Here is a 16,835-nt window from a genome sequence, read left to right as displayed (position 1 = left end):
CAGAGAAGCAGCACCTACTCACCGGTGTCGGGCGGTCATCACGACGCTCCCCCGTCGCCGACCGTGTGGGCGGCCGCCCATCCGGGCAGGGGCTGCTTGCGGGCGCGGTAGGCGCGAGCGAGGGCGAGGCGGGCCTGCTCGGCGCCGTCCTCGGTGATTCGGTAGAAGCGGCGGCGCGGTCGGCCGGCCGTTTCGTGTACGGCGGGGTCCTCCCAGGTGCTGTCCACCCAGCCGAGGTGTTCCAGGCGAGCGAGGATCGGATAGATCGTGCCCGACGGCAGTCCCGTCAGATCGCACAACTCAAGGCCGTAGCGCTGCTTGGCGGAGTCTTCCAGCAAGGCCCGCAAGACCAGTTGGGTCTGCAGGGTCATGCGCGGCATACCCATACTCGTACTCTACATAGCCTCGACAACCCGAACTCCTCCTCCGGCCGCGTGCCCGGTCCCCTCGTGCCGAGTGCGCCCCCCTTGGGCGAGTCCTGAGGTGTAACCGCAGACCCCGCTGGAATTCGACGAGGACTTCGCGGCGCGCGGCACCTGCCCTGCGCTTGAGGGCCTTGCCGATACGGAAGGCGGTGGACCTGCCTTCGATCCCGGGCGCGGGGGTCATGTGGTCAGGAGCGACCGAGGACGTCGTAGGTCAGGTGCGTCGCGGTCGAGGTCGAGGTCACGCTCCGCTGCACCAGTGTGCGCGGCGCTCCGCCGGTGAACAGTGGCGTCCCGGCGCCCAGCAAGACGGGCGCGAGGTGCAGCGTCAGTGCGTCGACCAGCCCGGCGTCGAACGCCGAGCCGATCGTGGCGCCGCCGCCCATGAGGACGACGTCGAGGTCCTTGCCGCTGTCCGACGACGCCGCCTCGGCTCGCTCGCGCGCGGCGGCGACGGCGTCGGGCAGACCGGTGGTGACGAACGTCCAGTCGAGGTCGGTGAGCCGCACCGACTCCGGTGGCGAGCTCGTCACGACGACGAACGCGGGCTTGCCGACCTCGCCGGCGCCGTAGCCGGACGTGTCGCCCCAGCCGTTCGGCCCGTCGACCAGGTCGAAGAGTCGGCGGCCGAGGATGACCGCGCCCGAACGGGCGGTCGCCTCACGCAGGATCCGGCGATCGTCGGGGTCGTCGGAAAACGCCCAGGTGTGCAGGGCCTCGCCGCCGGTGCCCAGCCCGTTGTCCGGGCCGGGGTCGGGCCCGGTGACGAAGCCGTCGAGGGAGACAGAGATGTCGGCGATGATTCGTGTCATATCAGGACAGACCCGATCCGCTGCCCGAACTCATCGCCCACGCTGCAAGCGTGCCCCTTGCGCGAGTGGGGATGGTCGATGAATTCGACCGTCAGGCCTCGGGCGCGGCGGCCGCCGCCGTCCTTCGCCGGACGCGAGATGGGTCACAACGTGTTCCGACGAAAGGCCCTCCGGAGCGGGCGTACGGGCCTGCCCGCACGGCATTTACGTGCAACATGCAACGAAGTAGGTACGGCCCGTAAGGGGCACATGCCCCTCTATGGCCGCTCTCTGGCCTGCCGCCGGCGCCGTCGAGCAGACCCGCCCCTGCCCCCGACGAAAGTAGGCGAGCGACGTTTTGTCGACTGCCACAGTCACCGTCACCTCTCCTCCCACCACACACCCGACCGCCCCGAAGAACGCCACCGTCACCGACCCCGCACTCGTGAAGCGCACCGTGAAGGCCGCCGCGCTGGACAACGCGATGGAATGGTTCGACTTCGGCGTCTAGCTACATCGCGGTCACCCTGGGCAAGCTCTTCTTCCCGTCCGGGAACCCGACCGCCCAGCTGCTCTCCACCTTCGGCGCCTTCGCCGCCGCCTTCCTGGTCCGCCCGCTCGGCGGCATGGTCTTCGGACCGCTCGGCGACCGGGTCGGCCGCCAGAAGGTGCTGGCCCTCACCATGATCATGATGGCGGCGGGTACCTTCGCCATCGGCCTCATCCCGTCGTACGCCTCGATCGGCGTCGGAGCCCCGCTGCTCCTGCCGGCCGCCCGCCTCGTGCGGGGCTTCTCCACCGGCGGCGAGTACGCGGGCGCCTCCACCTTCATCGCCGAGTACGCGCCCGACCGACGGCGCGGCTTCTTCGGCAGCTGGCTGGAGTTCGGCACGCTCGCCGGGTACATCGGCGGCGCCGGCCTGGTCACGGTGATGACCGCCCTGCTGTCCACCGAGGACCTGCTGAGCTGGGGCTGGCGAATCCCGTTCCTGATCGCGGGCCCGATGGGCATCATCGGCCTCCATCTGCGGATGCGCCTGGAGGAGACCCCGGCGTTCGCGGCCGAGATCGAGAAGGCCGAATCCGGCCGCCCGAAGACGCCGCTGCGCCAGATGATCACGGGCCAGTGGCGGGCGCTGCTGCTCTGCGTGGGCCTCGTGCTGGTCTTCAACGTCACCGACTACATGCTGCTGTCGTACATGCCGAGCTATCTGACCAGTGAGCTCAAGTACGACGAGACGCACGGCCTGCTCGTCGTTCTCGGCATGATGGCCCTGATGATGGTCGTCCAGCCCTTCGCGGGCGCTCTGACCGACCGTGTGGGCCGTCGGCCGGTGATCGCCGCGGGCTGTGTGGGCTTCTTGTCGCTGTCCGTCCCCGCCCTGCTGCTGATCCGCCAGGGCAGCCTGGTCGCGGTGGCGCTCGGCATGGGCGCGCTGGGCCTCCTGCTGGTCTGTTTCACGGCGGCGATGCCGGCCGCGCTGCCGGCGCTGTTCCCGACGAAGGTCCGCTACGGATCGCTGTCGATCGGCTTCAACGTCTCCGTCTCGATCTTCGGCGGCACCACCCCGCTGGTGGTGACCGCCCTGGTCGGGGCGACCGGGAACATGATGATGCCCGCGTACTACATGATGGCCGCGGCCGTGATCGGCGGTGTGGCGGTGTGGTTCATGGCGGAGTCGGCAGGGCGCCCACTGCCCGGCTCGGCACCCTCGCTGGAGAGCTGAGGACGTCCGAACCGGAGGGCTGAGAACGTCCGGACCGGAGGGCTGAGAACGTCCGGACCGGAGGGCTGAGGACACCCGGGGCCGATCGCCTGGGCCGCAGGGCGCGAGCCCTGGGAACCGTGACAGTCCGCCCCTGCGGGCTCGGCCGTCGTCTCGGGCACGCCGGCCCTCGCTGTCCTGCGTCCCCTCTTCGCCGCACCGCCGGCCTCCGGCCCCTGTTCCCGGCCGCCTGCATGCGGCGGCCGGGAACAGCCCTGCGGGTGCTGGTCACAGCCAATCGTTGGCAGGGGCCTCTACCTGGCGAGCAACGCCCCCACCGGCGCGCCTCCCCCACAGCTGGCCGACTCGACTGCTTCGTGTTCCGCGCGCCCCAGGGCCGATTGGCTGAGGGGCGGCGCGCCTCGGCTGTACGAGCGTCCGCCTGTGGAGGATCGGTGGGACGGCGGCCGCGGGACGGGCCGCCCGGCACCGCCCCATCACGTGAAGAGGTCCGGCCATGAAGCTGCTCGACGACCCGCTGCTCAAGCGCATCGCCGACCGGGCACTGGAACGAGTCGAGGACGACACCCTCGGCGTGCCGCCGGCCGCGCCGTGATCGCCGCTTCGCGCGGGGACGCGCCGGGAGGCGGCCGCTACGGCGAGGCCGTCTTCCCTCCCGACCAGGCGGGCGAGGGCGAGCGAATCGACTTCGGCGCCCTCGCCTACGACGACATCACCATGGCACGGCTGCGGGCGCTCGGGGTCGGCCCGGGATGGCGCTGTCTCGACGTGGGCGCCGGCACGGGCACGGTGTCGCGCCGGCTGCTGGACGAGGCCGGGGTGGAGAGCGTGCTCGCCGTGGACCGCGACGTACGTTTCCTCAGCGCGCGGCCGGTGTCCGGGCTCGATGTGCTGGAGGCCGACATCACTGCGCCGGCCTTCGATCCCGGCCGGTTCCGGCTCGTCCACGCACGCTTCGTGCTGATGCACCTGCCCGAGCGAGACCGCCTGATCAGAACATTGGCCGAACTCGTCGCGCCCGGCGGTGTGCTGGTGCTCAGCGACGCGGTCGACCTGACGAGCGATCGGACGCCCGGCACGCCGTACGGCGAGGTGATGCGGGCGATGTGGCAGGGGCTGCGGGCCACCATCGGCACCGATGTCTCCTGGGTGCCGTCGTACCCGCACCTGCTCGGCGGGGCGGGACTCGTGTCCGTCGCTGCCGAGATGCACGTACCGCCGCTGCTGCCGGGCAGTCCCATCAGCCGCTTCTGGGCGGACACGTGGGAGCGGAGCAGAGCGGCGATGCTCGCCACCGGCCTGGTCGACGACACGGCCGTCGACGCGGCGGTCCGGTACCTGGATTCCGAGGAATGCGCCGCGCTGTCGGCCGGCATGCTCACCGCCTGGGGATGGAATCCCGAGCGGGACCCTCGATAGGTCAGCGTCCTCAGCGGGGCCCGAAGCGCGTGCCGGATCGCGGGGTGCGGCGACGGCCGCCCCCTGTTCCCGGCCCGCGGCCGCCGCGGCAAGCCGCTGTCCGTGGTCCGGGCCGGTTACGCGGAACGCCGCCCGGACGCGTCCGGGATCGGTCAGGACGGGCAGGAGGTGGCGCTCTGGGAGACGACATGGGCGTCAGCGTTGTCGGCCACCTTGACCCAGATCGCCGCCTTGTTGCGCTGGTCGTACCAGCGGGTGAAGTCGGGGGCGAAGTCGATGATGAAGGTGACCTTGTAGCACCAGTCGGCATCCACCTGCAGCGTGTCCCAGTCTTCCCGGTAGGGCGTGTGCCCTCCGTTGGCGGCCAGGGTGAGGGGCTTCTGGGCCACGTCCTCGTCCTTGCAGGTGGGCTTGCTGGAGGTCCAGTCTCCGGTGCTGTCGCCGCCTCTGCACCAGTTGAACAGGGCCGTCGCCGACCATCCGCTGTCATTGACGGAGGATGAGCAGCCTGTGATCCCGCAGCTGGGACCTGCGTGGGCGGCGGGCATCGACCCGGCCATCAGAGCAAGCGTCAACGCCGACACCGCCACAACCGCTCGGGCCTTGCCTCTCGCAGCACTTTTGATCTTGATCATGCGACTTTCCCTCCCCTTTACCATTTTGTCGTGCGCATGCTAATCGGCGGAATCCCCGACGGGAAGGAGTTCGACGCTCGCCCTGCGCCCCCCAGGACGCGGCTTCGCCCGCACCGGCGTTGCGTGTCTTCTACTCTCGAAGATGATCAGTATCGAAGTACGGCCCACGGGGGGGGAAGGCGGCACATGGCGAGCGTGGACACAGTGGGAGGGGGCGCCGGTGAGCGGTACCCCTGGATCACCATCGAGGCGTGGGCGAAGCGTGGGGAGGCCGAGCGGATCGGCTCGGCCGGTGAGGCGCTCGCCGCGGAGGCTCAGGAGATCGAGGAACGGCTGAGGGTCCTGCACCGCGATCTCACGTTCGTGCAGCGGGCCCTGGCACTCACCCCGGGGCGACCGTTCATGGAGCGGCTTCTGGCGCTGAGTCGTCAGGTGCGGTACTCCGGTGCGAGCGACGAGCGCCTGCTCGCGTCGCTGATCGCGGAGGCGCAACCCCTCGATGACGCGCTGTACGTCCTCCGGCACCCGGAAGGCGAAGAACACCATGAGCTACGGGCCTGCCTTCTGCACGAGTTGCTCCTGCGCGGGGCTGACCCCGACGAGCTGGTCCCCCACGCCACTCGGCGCCCCGATTTCCGCCCGGGCCACTGGAGCGGCCTGTCCTGGTTGCCGGCCCGGCTCTCGGAGATGGAGGGTCCGGACCTCGGCACGTGGTTGCCGAGCCGTAGCTGTCAGAGGAGTGCCTCAGGATCCGTCCCGGCCATGAAATCGCCGGCGCCTGTCGAGGCGGCTGCGCGTCGGGCCGGCGCCGCCCACCGTGTCCGGGAGGCCACGCCCGCGCAGCTGGTCGACCTGATCGGCAGGCCGGCCAGGGACGGCAGATGGTGCGACCACGAAGCACGGGTCTTCGTCCTGGACGAGCCCGTGGCTCCGGAGAATCTGCCGAGAGTCGTGTCCGGGTTGCCGTTGGACTGCTTGCGGGGGCTGGGTGAGCAGGACCGGTTCGAGGGGGAGGCGTGCACGCTCGACTCGGTCTGGCTGACGTTGTTCATGACCGCCTCGGTCGGCGGATGCGGCTCACCTGGCGTCCACGGTGCCTGGGGGCGCTTCAGCGCATGGCTCTCCCTCGCGGGGCTCTGCGGAGCCGAGTACCCCGAGGCAAGCGCTTCCGAGGTCGAGGAGCAGGCCCGGGCCTGTAGCTGGTACCGGTTCGAGGCCGACACCGACTGGTTCCGCAACGACCTGAGCGACTACGGCGTCGTCGCCCTCTCCCCCGACGGCCGCCGCATCGCCGTACTCGCCGCGACGGACACCGACTGAACTGCCGGGCCCACGCCGTCGCCGCCCGGCCGAACCTACGACCGACCCCAGCCGAATTCGCTGATGGTGAGCTGCGCGCCGGTCTCCTGGCGGTCCGTCTCGTCGACCGCGACGCGAGGTGGGCCGGGACCCGGCGACGCGGACGATCCGTCGGACGAGCCCAACTCCCCGACGGTGTCGGGCAGTCACCGGCTCGCGGTGGCGATCGGTGGCGAGCGGTCAGCCCAGGCTTCCGATGCGGGCCTGCCGCCACAGGTCGACGTCGCCGTCGACGGCGGCGTGCTCGTCGATCTCGGCGAGTTCGTCGCTGGTGAAGGCCAGGTTGGTCAGGGCCGCCACGTTCTGCTCCAGCTGTTCGGCGCGGGAGGCACCGATCACCAAAGAGGTGACCCGCTCGTCGCGCAAAGCCCAGGCGAGAGCCATCTGGGCCAGGGTCTGGCCGCGGCGCTCCGCGATGCCGTTCAGGGCCCGCAGCCGCCTCAAGGTTTCGTCGTTGAGCCAGCCCGTGTCGAAGGACTTGTCCTGGGCGGCCCGCGAGTCCTTCGGCACGCCGTCGAGGTAGCGGCCGGTGAGCAGGCCCTGGGCGAGAGCGGTGAACCCGATCACCCCGAAGCCCTCCTCCGCCGCGGCGTCCAGCAGGCCCTCGGACTCGATCCACCGGTTGAGCATGTTGTAGGACGGCTGGTGGATGAGCAGAGGCGTACCGAGATCCCGCAGGATGGCCGCGGCCTGGCGGGTGCGCTCGGCGTCGTACGAGGAGATGCCCACATACAGGGCCTTGCCCTGGCGCACGGCGGTGTCCAGGGCCGTCATGGTCTCCTCCAGCGGGGTGGAGGCGTCCAGGCGGTGGGAGTAGAAGATGTCGACGTAGTCGAGGCCCATCCGCTTCAGCGACTGGTCGAGGGAGGCGAGCAGGTACTTGCGCGAGCCGCCGCCCTGGCCGTAGGGGCCGGGCCACATGTCCCATCCGGCCTTGGTGGAGACGACCAGCTCGTCCCGGTAGGAGGCCAGGTCCTGGCGCACGAGCCGACCGAAGTTGATCTCGGCGGAGCCGTAGGGCGGCCCGTAGTTGTTGGCCAGGTCGTGGTGGGTGATGCCGAGGTCGAAGGCGCGCAGGGCGATCTCCCGCTGGGCTTCGAAGGGCCTGTCGTCACCGAAGTTGTGCCAGTACCCCAGGGACAGCACGGGCAGCTCGAGCCCGGAACGTCCCGTGCGCCGGTACAGCATGGCGCCGTCGTAGCGGCCGGGGGCGGCGACGTGGTTCATGAGGATTCTCCGCTGGAGTGAAGGTGATCGTTGCGACAACAGTGGTGCCGCCAGGGCGCACAGTCCAACAGGATCCGGTCATGCGAGTGAGTGGCGTCCCATCGGCTGGTCCCGCCGATCGCCCTGGCGATCGTGGCCGTCGTCGCACTCGCCTCGAGGGAGCTTTCATCGCGCGGTTGTCTGCGGGCCGACCGTCCATGGGCGGACGGCACCGCTGTCTTCGGTGGCCAAGCCCTCTCTGCGAACCCGCCGGTGCGGTCCGCCCCGCCGACGTGCGGTGTGACCTGCGTCTCTCACTCTCCGCAGGGGGAGCAAAATCGGTGTTCAGCGGCCCTCCCCCCACGTGACAATCAGGGTCCAGCAAGGGGAGGAACACATGAGCCAGGCCCACCTGACTCTTCATGAGCTGCTGCCGCCGCAGGAACTGGCGGCGGCTCTCGACGCGGGGCATGTCACGCGCAAGTCGCACCCGGAACTGCCGCTGTCCATATACACGTACACGAGGACATGCCAGTACGAGCGGGTGTGGAACCGGGTGACCATCCGCTGCCGCGGCCTGGTGGCCGACGACAACACCGGTGAGATCGTCGCGCTTCCGCTGCCGAAGTTCTTCAACGTCGGTGAGCACGAGGCCGGTCAGCCCTACGCGCCCGGCCTCCCGGACGAGCCGTTCGAGGTGTACGACAAGGTCGACGGCAGCCTGGCCGTGGTCTTCCACTACGCCGGCCGGTGGCGCGTCGCGTCCAAGGGTTCGTTCATCAGCACCCAGGCCACCTGGGCGCAGCGACTGCTCGACGGGAAGGACACGTCCGGCCTCGTTCCCGGGGTGACGTACCTCGCCGAGATCCTGTACCCGCAGAACCGCATCGTCGTCGACTACGGCGAGCGTCGTGATCTGGTACTGCTGGCCGCGTTCGCCAAGGACGGCACGGAGGTCGCCCTGGCCGAGGCCGCGCTCCACTGGGGTGGCATCGGATCGGTCGTCACCGTGTGGCCCTCCATGCCGCTCGCCGAGCTGCTGGCCATGGCCGAGGCCAACCGGCTGCCCGGCGGCCGGGCGGCCACGGGCATCGAGGCCGAGGGTTTCGTGCTGCGCTTCGCCTCGGGTGTACGGGCCAAGGCCAAGCTCACCGAGTACGTCCGGCTCCACAAGGTGCTCACCGGCGTGACCGAACGGGACATCTGGCGCGGTCACGGCATCCAGCGGTTCGCGGGTCTGCCCGCCAAGCAGGTGGCCCAGGCGCTCGGCTGCTCGGCCGAGGACATCGAGGCGTCCGGGGGCAAGCCCCTGGACGCGCTGCTGGAGCAGGTGCCCGACGAGTTCGACGCCTGGGTGCGCGGCATCATCGCGGGGATCGAGAAGCAGGTGGGCGACCGCGAGCGTGCGATCGACGAGGCTTTTCGGTCCCTGGCCCCGCTCGTCGGCGACCGGGGCGCCTTCGCCCGCGCCACGAGGGCGCTGCCCGACGCGGCCCTGCGCCCCGCCATGTTCCTGCGCCTGGACGGGCGACCGACCGAGCTGGTGACCTATCGTTCCGCCCGGCCGGAAGCAGCCGACCCGTTCAAGACCGACGAGGAGAATTGACCGTGCCTGTCGTACACGTCATGACGGGGCTTCCGGCCTCGGGAAAGACGACCGCCGCGCGCAAGCTGCAGGCGGAGTCCGAGGGCCGGATGCGCCGGGTCAACCTCGACGATCTGCGGGCGATGCTCGACATTCCGGCGCCCGAGCCCCGGGGGTACGCACATGAGCAGACCGTGCTGGCGATCCAGGATGCGGCGGTGCGGGCGGCCGTCGACGACGGTTTCGACGTCGTCGTGGACAACACGCACATGACACCGCACATACCGAAGCGACTGAAGGCCGCGGTGGCGGGACAGGCCACCTTCGTCGTGCACGACTTCACCGAGGTACCGCTGGAGGAGTGCATACGACGCGACGCCCAGCGGGACAGAGCGGTCGGCGAGGAGATCATCCGGATCCTCGCCGACAAGCACGCGAAGGCCAGGAGTGGCGGCTGGCGGCTCACCGCGGAGTGGTTCAACGACGCGCCCCCCGTCGAGCCGTACACCGCCGACCCTGCGCTTCCCTCGGCGGTCATGTGCGACATCGACGGCACGCTCGCTCTCCGTGGCGACCGGGGTGCCTTCGACTTCACTCGCTGTGAGGAGGATCTCCTCAACGTGTCGGTGCGCGGGGCGCTGCGTTCCTTCCGGAGCGCCGACGGCGATGTCATCGTCCTGCTCTCCGGCCGTGGTGAGGAGCACCGCGGCCGGACGGAGGCGTGGCTGCGCGCGCACGAGGTCCCGTACGACGAGCTGTGGATGCGCGCCGCCGGTGACGGCCGCCGCGACGACGTGGTGAAGGCCGAGCTGTTCGACCGCCATGTGCGCCACCGCTTCGCGGTACGGGTCTCCCTCGACGACCGCGACCGCGTCGTCGCCGTGTGGCGCCGTATGGGCCTGCCGACCTGGCAGGTCAACTACGGCAACTTCTGAACGGCGAGCCTTGGGCCGGCGAGCTTCTGACCGGCGCTTGCCGGTCCGTCCGGACGACCGGCGGGCATCCGGGAGCCCGCTGGTAAAATGGGGGCACGCTTCGACACCGCCGGGGCCCGTACCCACGAGTACGGGCCCCGGCGCGTTCCGGGCGCCCGACCAGAAAGGTTCCCCATGAACGCGAAGCTGCCGGAGCCTGCACTCCCCCGTGTCGGTGAGCCCCAGCGGGCGACGGCGCCGCAGGACGATCTCTCGACGCCGCGGACGGTGTCCCCGGGCCTGCCGCCGGCCGCCTCCTTCGACGCACTCGGGCTGCCCCCCGGGGTGGTGGAGACGATGAGCGGCCTGGGGGTGACCGAGCCTTTCCCGATCCAGGCGGCGACCCTGCCCAATGCGCTGGCGGGCCGCGATGTCCTCGGGCGCGCGCGGACCGGCTCCGGCAAGACGCTGGCGTTCGGTCTCGCGCTGCTCGTGCGGACGGCGGGCCGGCGAGCGGAGTCGAAGCGGCCGCTCGCACTGGTCCTGGTGCCGACCCGGGAACTCGCGCAGCAGGTGGGTGACGCGCTGGCGCCGTACGCGCGGACGCTGGGTGTGCGACTGGCGACGGTGGTCGGCGGCCTGTCCATCAACCGTCAGCAGGCGGAGTTGCGGGCCGGCGCCGATGTCGTCATCGCCACGCCGGGGCGGCTGGCCGACCTGGTGTCCCGCCGCGACTGCCTCCTGAACCACGTACGGATCACGGTGCTGGACGAGGCCGACCAGATGTGCGACCTGGGGTTCCTGCCGCAGGTCTCGGACATCCTGGACCAGGTCAATTCCGACGGGCAGCGGCTCCTGTTCTCGGCCACGCTCGACCGCAACGTCGACCAGCTGGTGCGGGGCTACCTCCACGACCCGGTCGTCGTGTCGGTCGACCGGCTGGCGGGCTCGGTCGCCACGATGGAACACCACGTGCTGAACATTCACGCCGCCGACAAGTACGCGACCGCGACCGAGATCGCCGCGCGGGACGGCAGGGTGTTGATGTTCCTGGACACCAAGGCCGGCGTGGACCAGTTCACCCGCCACCTGCGGGCCAGCGGCGTACAGGCTGCCGCCCTGCACAGCGGGAAGTCGCAGCCGCAGCGCACGCACACGCTCGCCCGGTTCAAGGAGGGTGAGATCACCGTGCTGGTGGCCACCAATGTCGCCGCGCGGGGCATTCACATCGACGCGCTCGATCTCGTCGTCAATGTCGACCCTCCGGCCGACGCCAAGGACTACCTGCACCGTGGCGGGCGCACGGCGCGCGCCGGGGAGTCCGGGAGCGTGGTCACCTTGGTCACCCCCAACCAGCGGCGCGAGGTGAACCGGATGATGTCCGACGCCGGGATCCGGCCCACGGTCACGCAAGTGCGCTCCGGTGAGGAGAAGCTGACCGCCATCACCGGGGCGAAGCGCCCGCCGGCCGGGACGAAGTCCACCGGTGGCAACGCCCCCTTCCGCGGCCTCGGCACCCGTCCGGGCCGCCCCGCCAAGGAGTCCCGCAAAGCCGCCGAGGCCCGCAAGGCCGCGGAAGCCCGGGCGGCAGCCCGGGTACGCAAGGGCCGCTGACGCCGGGCGGGCGGTGGTCCATGGACCTGGGAGAGGACCCCTGGGAAAGGACCCCTGGGAGAGGGCCTCGGTGCTCCTCGGGATCTAGAAGAGACCCTTGTAGCCCGCCCAGCCGCTTGCGATCTTCGTGCGGGAGCCGAAGGTGCCCTTGCCGGTGCCGTTCTGGCGGTAGAGGTTTCCCGCGGTGTCCCGGGCAACCAGGTCGGCGTTGCCGTCAGCGGTGATGTCCCCGACGCCGACGACCGCGTTGTACGACCCGCGCCAGTCGGCGGCGATCTTCACCCGGGAGGTGAAGGTGCCCTTGCCCGTGCCGTTCAGGCGGTAGAGGATGTCGGCCTGGTCCTGGAGGAGCAGGTCACCGTTGCCGTCGCCGTTCAGGTCACCGGCGCCGACGATCTTCTTGTAGGCCTTCCCGTTGTCGAAGAGCTCCACCCGGGCGGAGAACCTCCCGGTGCCGGTGCCCGAGTAGAGGTGGACGGCACCCGTGGCGGCGTTGCGGGTGATCAGGTCCGGGCGTCCGTCCCGGGTCAGGTCACCGGGTGCGGTCAGAATGTCGTACTGGGTCCAGCCGCTGGTGGCGAGGGTGGTGTACGCCGTCGACGGCTTCAGCGCCGCCCCGCAGGCCGACGCGTACAGCCGCAGGGCGCCGGTGCTCAGCCGGATCAGGACGTCGTTGCAGCGGTCGCCGCTGAGGTCGCCGAGCGGCACGGCGGTGACCGAGGCCGGCCAGCCGCTCGCCGTCACCTTCCCGGTGAACTTCCCGGCCCCGTCTCCCTGGTGGAAGGTGAGGGATCCGGAGAAGTTCGACGTCAGCAGGTCGCCGACTCCGTCGATCGGCGACGAGCCGCCGACGTGGTCCCGCCCCACCGCCCGTGAGCCGGACCGCGCCGGACTGGGTCGACGCGGCACCCTGCCCGTCCGCCGGCACAGCCGTGGCGTCCAGGTGTACGCGCCATGGGGAAGCAGTCCGCCTGCCGTGTCACGGCCGTCCCATGTCGTCGCGATCGAGTACTCGGCCGGTCCACCGGCGCGCGTGGCCACCACGCGGCCGGTGGCCTTGTGGCGGATCTCCACCCTCCAGGAGGCCGCCGGCTCCGACAGCCACCATTCGCCGCGCGACCCTCCCCGAGCACCTGAGACGGAATGTGCACCGCTCTCCGGCGCCCCTGCCCCTGGCCGCTCCCCTGCCCCACAAGTGGGCTGATCTTACAGTCACTTCACGGACCGTCAGAATGATTTCGGACCGTGCGCGCCGTGCACGAAGAACGCCGTGATCCCGGGCCGACGGCCAACAACTCGGGTTCCCTCGACCGCTCTCAGGTGAACGCGAGGCGAACTCCCCCGTAATTGTCCGGCGATCGCCCTGCTTTCTAGATCAATTGTGGCGATCGTATGTCTGCCGTGTTCACGCCAACAATGGGGGACTGTCAGACATGTGGAGACGATTGCGTGTTAAGAGACCGGCTCTGGCCGGCAGAGGGGTGTCCGTGGTCACCGCGGTCGTCCTTCTCGCCACGCTGCCGGCCGTCGCCGTGGCCTCGCCGACGAGCGCGGAGTCCGCGGGCGGCACGCCGAGGAGCGAGGCCCCGGTCTCGGAGTCGGCGCGGGCGCAACGCCAGGCCGTGTCGTCCGGGGAGCGCGTCGAGGTGAAGGGCGAACGGACCGAGCACGAGACGGTTTTCGCCAATCCCGACGGCAGGACGTTCACGCTGGAGAAGTCGATCGCTCCGGTCCGGGTGCAGACCGAGGCCGGCGGCTGGGCCGCGCCGGACGCCACTCTGCGGCGCCGCGCCGACGGACGGATCGCGCCCCGTGCCTCGGTGGCGGGCGTGTCGTTCTCCGCGGGCGGTGCGGGCACGGACCTGGTCTCGGTCACCGAGGACGGCAAGTCGCTGACGGTGGGCTGGCCGGGCGAGCTGCCGAAGCCCGTGGTGAAGGGCGACCAGGCCCGCTACGTCGATGTCCTGCCGGGCGTGGACCTGCTGATGACGGCTACGGTCGAGGGCTACCGCGAGGTCCTCGTCGTCAAGACGCCCGAGGCCGCCGCCCAGCCCGCCCTCCGCACACTCGACTTCCCGGTCCGAGGACAGGGACTGACGGTGCGTCAGGGTGCGGCGGGATCGCTGGAGGCGGTCGACGGCAACGGTGTCGCCCTCTTCCACGCACCGGCCGCCCAGCACTGGGACTCCTCCGGCGACCGCCGAGTGTCCGGGGTGCGGCAGGACGGCGCACGGGGTACCCAGGTGGTGGACGACGGCTCCGGCGCCGCGGATCCGGCCCGTGCCCCGCGGCCGAGCGACCGGATGTCCATGCTGCCGGTGAAGGCCCGTGCCGCCTCGGTGTCGGTCGTGCCGGACGCGAAGCTGCTGGCCGGCGAGGACACGGTGTACCCGCAGTTCATCGACCCGAACGTGTCGATGAACGAGTCCGAGCGGACCGTGCTGTCGTCGGACGGCGACGCCTTCTACAACTTCACCGGCGGTGACACCGGCGAGGGCGTCGGCCTGTGCGGAACGTATGTGACCGGCGGCTACGCCTACTACTGCGGCTCCAACTACAAGCAGCGGATGTACTTCGAGTTCTCGCCGTCCGGCCTCAAGGGCAAGCGCGTCCTGGACGCGACCTTCCGGGTGACCGAGCGCTGGTCGATGTCGTGCTCCGCCTCGGTGGTCCAGCTGGTGAAGACCGGGGAGATCTCCTCGGCGACGCGCTGGCCGGGGCCGACGAGCAACTGGGATGTGCTGGGCGACCGTACGGTTTCCGCGGGCCGGGGCACCAACTGCGACCCGAGCCAGCCCGCCAAGCCGATCGAGTTCAACGACGACCCGAATCAGTCGTACGAGAACCTGACGTCCACCGTGAAGAAGTTCGCGGCCGGTGACTTCGCCCGCCTGACGGTGATGCTGAAGGCCGGCGACGAGGGCGACCCGAACGGCTGGAAGCGGTTCGACGACGACGCGGTGCTGTCGGTGAGCTACGTGGGCCTGCCCGATGTGCCCACGAGCCCGGTGGTGGGGTCGGCCTGCGAGACGAACGCGGCGGACCCGGCGTGGCTGTCGGACCCGACCCCGAACTACAGCGCGGTGGTCCAGACGGCCTCCGGCGGGCAGAGCGGGGCGACCCTGCGCGCCCACTTCTACGTGCAGGAGAAGCAGACCGACGGGACCTGGACGGTGAAGACGGAGCCGGTCCGCCCGTCCAGCGGCTTCGTGGGCGACGGTGTCAAGATCACGGTGGCCTCTCCCGTCACTCTGAAGCAGAACACCCTGTACCGGATGGCGGCGTTCTCGCGTTCCTACTACAACGACGGCGCGAGCAGCATCGAAAGCCACAGCACCGTCACCACCAAGGGCTGGTGCTACTTCCAGGTCGACTCCACCCGGCCCAAGGCGCCGACGATCACCGCCCCCACAGGGGCGCTGTACGCGGTGTGCCCGGACGACGGTGACGGCTGCGGTGCCGCGACCGGCGGGCCGGGGCAGGCCGGGCAGTTCGTCTTCACCAAGAACACGGCCGACACCAACATCGTGGCCTTCGAGTACAAGCTCGCCACCGACACCAAGTGGACCAAGGTGTCGGGGACGGCATCGGTGACGCGTTCCGTGAAACCCGCTCTGTCCGGTGTGCAGGTGCTGAACGTGCGGGCCGTGGACAGCGTCGGCACGGGCCAGTCCGGGGAGGCGAAGGCGATCCGCTTCAACGTCGCCGAGGGCAAGGGCGCCACCGGCCGATGGCACTTCAACGACAGCGCGGTCGGCTCCGGTGAGACCGTCGCGTCCGACTCCGCGACCACGGAGGGCACGCGCCACGCGGCGACCCTCTACACGACGGGCGCGGGGTGGTCCGGCTGGGGTCGCCGTGGCTCGCTGGACCGTTCGCTGTGGCTGAACGACACCTCCGACACCACCCGGCAGTCGGGCTACGCCGCGACCTCGGGTCCGGTGATCAACACCCAGTCCTCCTACACCGTTTCCGCGTGGACGTTCCTGACGGACGACACCGAGTACCGGACCGTCATGTCCCAGACGGGCAGCGACAGTTCGGGCTTCTCCCTCTACTACTCCGGCGGCGTCAAGAAGTGGATCTTCCGCTTCAACTGGACCGACAGCGCCGGACAGCGCCAGTTCGTCGCCAGCGGCGCGGACACCGCGGGCGTGCCCCTCAAGGTGTGGACCCACGTCGCGGGCGTCTATGACGCCGACGACCGGACCGTCCAGCTGTACGTCAACGGCCGCGCCCAGGGCGCCCCGGTGGCCGTGCCGTCCGGCGGCGAGAAGCAGACTCCCGACGGAGCCCTGCAGTTCGGCCGGGCCAGCTATGTGTACGGCACCTACACGCAGTACTGGAAGGGCCGTATCGACGAGGCCGCCGTGTTCCAGGAGGCCCTGCCGGCGGGAGAGGTGGCCAAGGAGGCCAGGCTGCTGGACTCCACCGGCACCACCACCGCCACGGAACTCATGGCCGCCTGGGACCCGCAGGGCGCGAGCGGCACCACGCTGACCGACACCGTGACCGGCTACGCCCGCTCGCTGTCCCTGTCCGGGGGCGCCTCGCTGGACGGCGAGGCGATCGTCCTGGACGGCACGGACGACGCGGCCACCGTGTCGGGACCGGTCGTCGACGACAGCGGCTCCTTCACGGTGACCACCGAGGTGGAACTCGACCGGACCGCCCTCGCCGCCAAGCCCACCGGCTACGTCGGCCAGGTCCTCGGCCAGCGCACCGCCGACGGCTCCGCCTGGGGCCTGTGGTACCAGCGGACCGGCACCGAGACCTGGTTCGACGACGAGGGGAACCTGCACGAGGACCCGGCCGGGTTCTGGAAGTTCGGCCGCCTGAACAGTGACGGCAGCTTCGACGCGGTCACCTCCGACAGCGCCGCCGTCACCTCCGGCAAGGTCCGCCTCACCGGCGTGTACGACGCCCAGGACGGCACGATCCGGCTCTACCTCGACGCCTCGCGCAACGACGTGGAGACCCCGTACACGGCGAAGATCGGCCAGGGTGAACTGGCCGCGGGCAAGGGGTACGTCGGCGGGGCCTGGGGCCGCCATCTGCCCGCCAGGATCAGCGACATCCGGATCTGGTCCGGCGCGGCGGCCGACAGCGACCAGCTCGAGACGATGATCGGCTGACATCCCGAGCGGCGGCCGGTCCCGG

Annotated in this window: 11 protein-coding genes and 2 pseudogenes; 7 read left to right on the top strand and 6 right to left on the bottom strand. The window is 70.6% G+C overall.

Annotated features, from left to right (window positions below; all coding sequences use genetic code 11):
* Positions 1-38: 38 nt before the first annotated feature.
* Together ACZ6D7_RS17855 and ACZ6D7_RS17850 are read right to left on the bottom strand one after the other, a co-directional pair.
* Entirely contained in the window at positions 39-371 is a 333-nt protein-coding gene (locus ACZ6D7_RS17855; protein WP_469491311.1) for a PadR family transcriptional regulator, read from the bottom strand.
* A gap of 242 nt (positions 372-613) precedes the next feature.
* Positions 614-1,237: a dihydrofolate reductase family protein gene (locus ACZ6D7_RS17850; protein ID WP_469491309.1), complete on the bottom strand. Its 624-nt coding sequence runs from the start codon at positions 1,235-1,237 to the stop codon at positions 614-616.
* A 337-nt stretch (positions 1,238-1,574) separates the two neighbouring features.
* Here ACZ6D7_RS17850 and ACZ6D7_RS17845 point away from each other — a divergent pair.
* Together ACZ6D7_RS17845 and ACZ6D7_RS17840 are read left to right on the top strand one after the other, a co-directional pair.
* Positions 1,575-2,943 (top strand): annotated as a pseudogene (locus ACZ6D7_RS17845) (MFS transporter).
* A 591-nt stretch (positions 2,944-3,534) separates the two neighbouring features.
* Positions 3,535-4,362, top strand: coding sequence for a class I SAM-dependent methyltransferase (locus ACZ6D7_RS17840; RefSeq protein ID WP_469491307.1), 828 nt, complete (start codon positions 3,535-3,537; stop codon positions 4,360-4,362).
* Positions 4,363-4,514: 152 nt separating this feature from the next.
* On the opposite strand, the gene ACZ6D7_RS17835 is transcribed toward ACZ6D7_RS17840, so the two are convergent.
* Positions 4,515-4,751: a hypothetical protein gene (locus ACZ6D7_RS17835; RefSeq protein WP_469491305.1), complete on the bottom strand. Its 237-nt coding sequence runs from the start codon at positions 4,749-4,751 to the stop codon at positions 4,515-4,517.
* Between the two features lie 432 nt (positions 4,752-5,183).
* Between ACZ6D7_RS17835 and ACZ6D7_RS17830 the strand changes: the two genes are divergently transcribed.
* The gene (locus tag ACZ6D7_RS17830; RefSeq protein WP_469491304.1) at positions 5,184-6,317 is read left to right on the top strand and encodes a DUF6183 family protein; all 1,134 of its coding nucleotides are present in this window, start codon (positions 5,184-5,186) and stop codon (positions 6,315-6,317) included.
* A 219-nt stretch (positions 6,318-6,536) separates the two neighbouring features.
* Here ACZ6D7_RS17830 and mgrA read toward each other — a convergent pair whose 3' ends face one another.
* Complete coding sequence (mgrA, locus tag ACZ6D7_RS17825) at positions 6,537-7,583, bottom strand: L-glyceraldehyde 3-phosphate reductase (protein WP_469491303.1); 1,047 nt, start codon at positions 7,581-7,583, stop codon at positions 6,537-6,539.
* Positions 7,584-7,959: 376 nt separating this feature from the next.
* Between mgrA and ACZ6D7_RS17820 the strand changes: the two genes are divergently transcribed.
* The 3 genes from ACZ6D7_RS17820 to ACZ6D7_RS17810 all read left to right on the top strand — a co-directional run bounded on the left by ACZ6D7_RS17820 (position 7,960) and on the right by ACZ6D7_RS17810 (position 11,675).
* Entirely contained in the window at positions 7,960-9,168 is a 1,209-nt protein-coding gene (locus tag ACZ6D7_RS17820; protein ID WP_469491302.1) for a T4 RnlA family RNA ligase, read from the top strand.
* 2 nt (positions 9,169-9,170) lie between these two features.
* Positions 9,171-10,082 (top strand): phosphatase domain-containing protein, encoded by a 912-nt coding sequence (locus ACZ6D7_RS17815; protein WP_469491300.1) that lies wholly within the window; start codon positions 9,171-9,173, stop codon positions 10,080-10,082.
* Positions 10,083-10,256: 174 nt separating this feature from the next.
* Positions 10,257-11,675, top strand: coding sequence for a DEAD/DEAH box helicase (locus ACZ6D7_RS17810; RefSeq protein WP_469491298.1), 1,419 nt, complete (start codon positions 10,257-10,259; stop codon positions 11,673-11,675).
* A gap of 84 nt (positions 11,676-11,759) precedes the next feature.
* On the opposite strand, the gene ACZ6D7_RS17805 is transcribed toward ACZ6D7_RS17810, so the two are convergent.
* Positions 11,760-12,383 (bottom strand): FG-GAP repeat domain-containing protein, encoded by a 624-nt coding sequence (locus ACZ6D7_RS17805; RefSeq protein ID WP_469491556.1) that lies wholly within the window; start codon positions 12,381-12,383, stop codon positions 11,760-11,762.
* 246 nt (positions 12,384-12,629) lie between these two features.
* Positions 12,630-12,803, bottom strand: a pseudogene (locus ACZ6D7_RS17800) (hypothetical protein); the annotation flags it as partial.
* A gap of 359 nt (positions 12,804-13,162) precedes the next feature.
* Between ACZ6D7_RS17800 and ACZ6D7_RS17795 the strand changes: the two are divergent.
* On the top strand, positions 13,163-16,810 hold the full coding sequence (locus tag ACZ6D7_RS17795) for a laminin G domain-containing protein (RefSeq protein ID WP_469491296.1): 3,648 nt from the start codon (positions 13,163-13,165) through the stop codon (positions 16,808-16,810).
* Positions 16,811-16,835: the final 25 nt, after the last annotated feature.

This window comes from Streptomyces sp. NPDC041784, assembly GCF_055591025.1.
This window is presented reverse-complemented; position numbering and strand designations above follow the sequence as displayed.

Excerpts from the sequence above, each read along its gene's own strand:
- ACZ6D7_RS17855 (WP_469491311.1), bottom strand. The coding sequence starts at position 371 with ATGACCCTGCAGACCCAACTGGTCTTGCGGGCCTTGCTGGAAGACTCC.
- ACZ6D7_RS17850 (WP_469491309.1), bottom strand. The coding sequence starts at position 1,237 with ATGACACGAATCATCGCCGACATCTCTGTCTCCCTCGACGGCTTCGTC.
- ACZ6D7_RS17830 (WP_469491304.1), top strand. The coding sequence starts at position 5,184 with ATGGCGAGCGTGGACACAGTGGGAGGGGGCGCCGGTGAGCGGTACCCC.
- mgrA (WP_469491303.1), bottom strand. The coding sequence starts at position 7,583 with ATGAACCACGTCGCCGCCCCCGGCCGCTACGACGGCGCCATGCTGTAC.
- ACZ6D7_RS17820 (WP_469491302.1), top strand. The coding sequence starts at position 7,960 with ATGAGCCAGGCCCACCTGACTCTTCATGAGCTGCTGCCGCCGCAGGAA.
- ACZ6D7_RS17810 (WP_469491298.1), top strand. The coding sequence starts at position 10,257 with ATGAACGCGAAGCTGCCGGAGCCTGCACTCCCCCGTGTCGGTGAGCCC.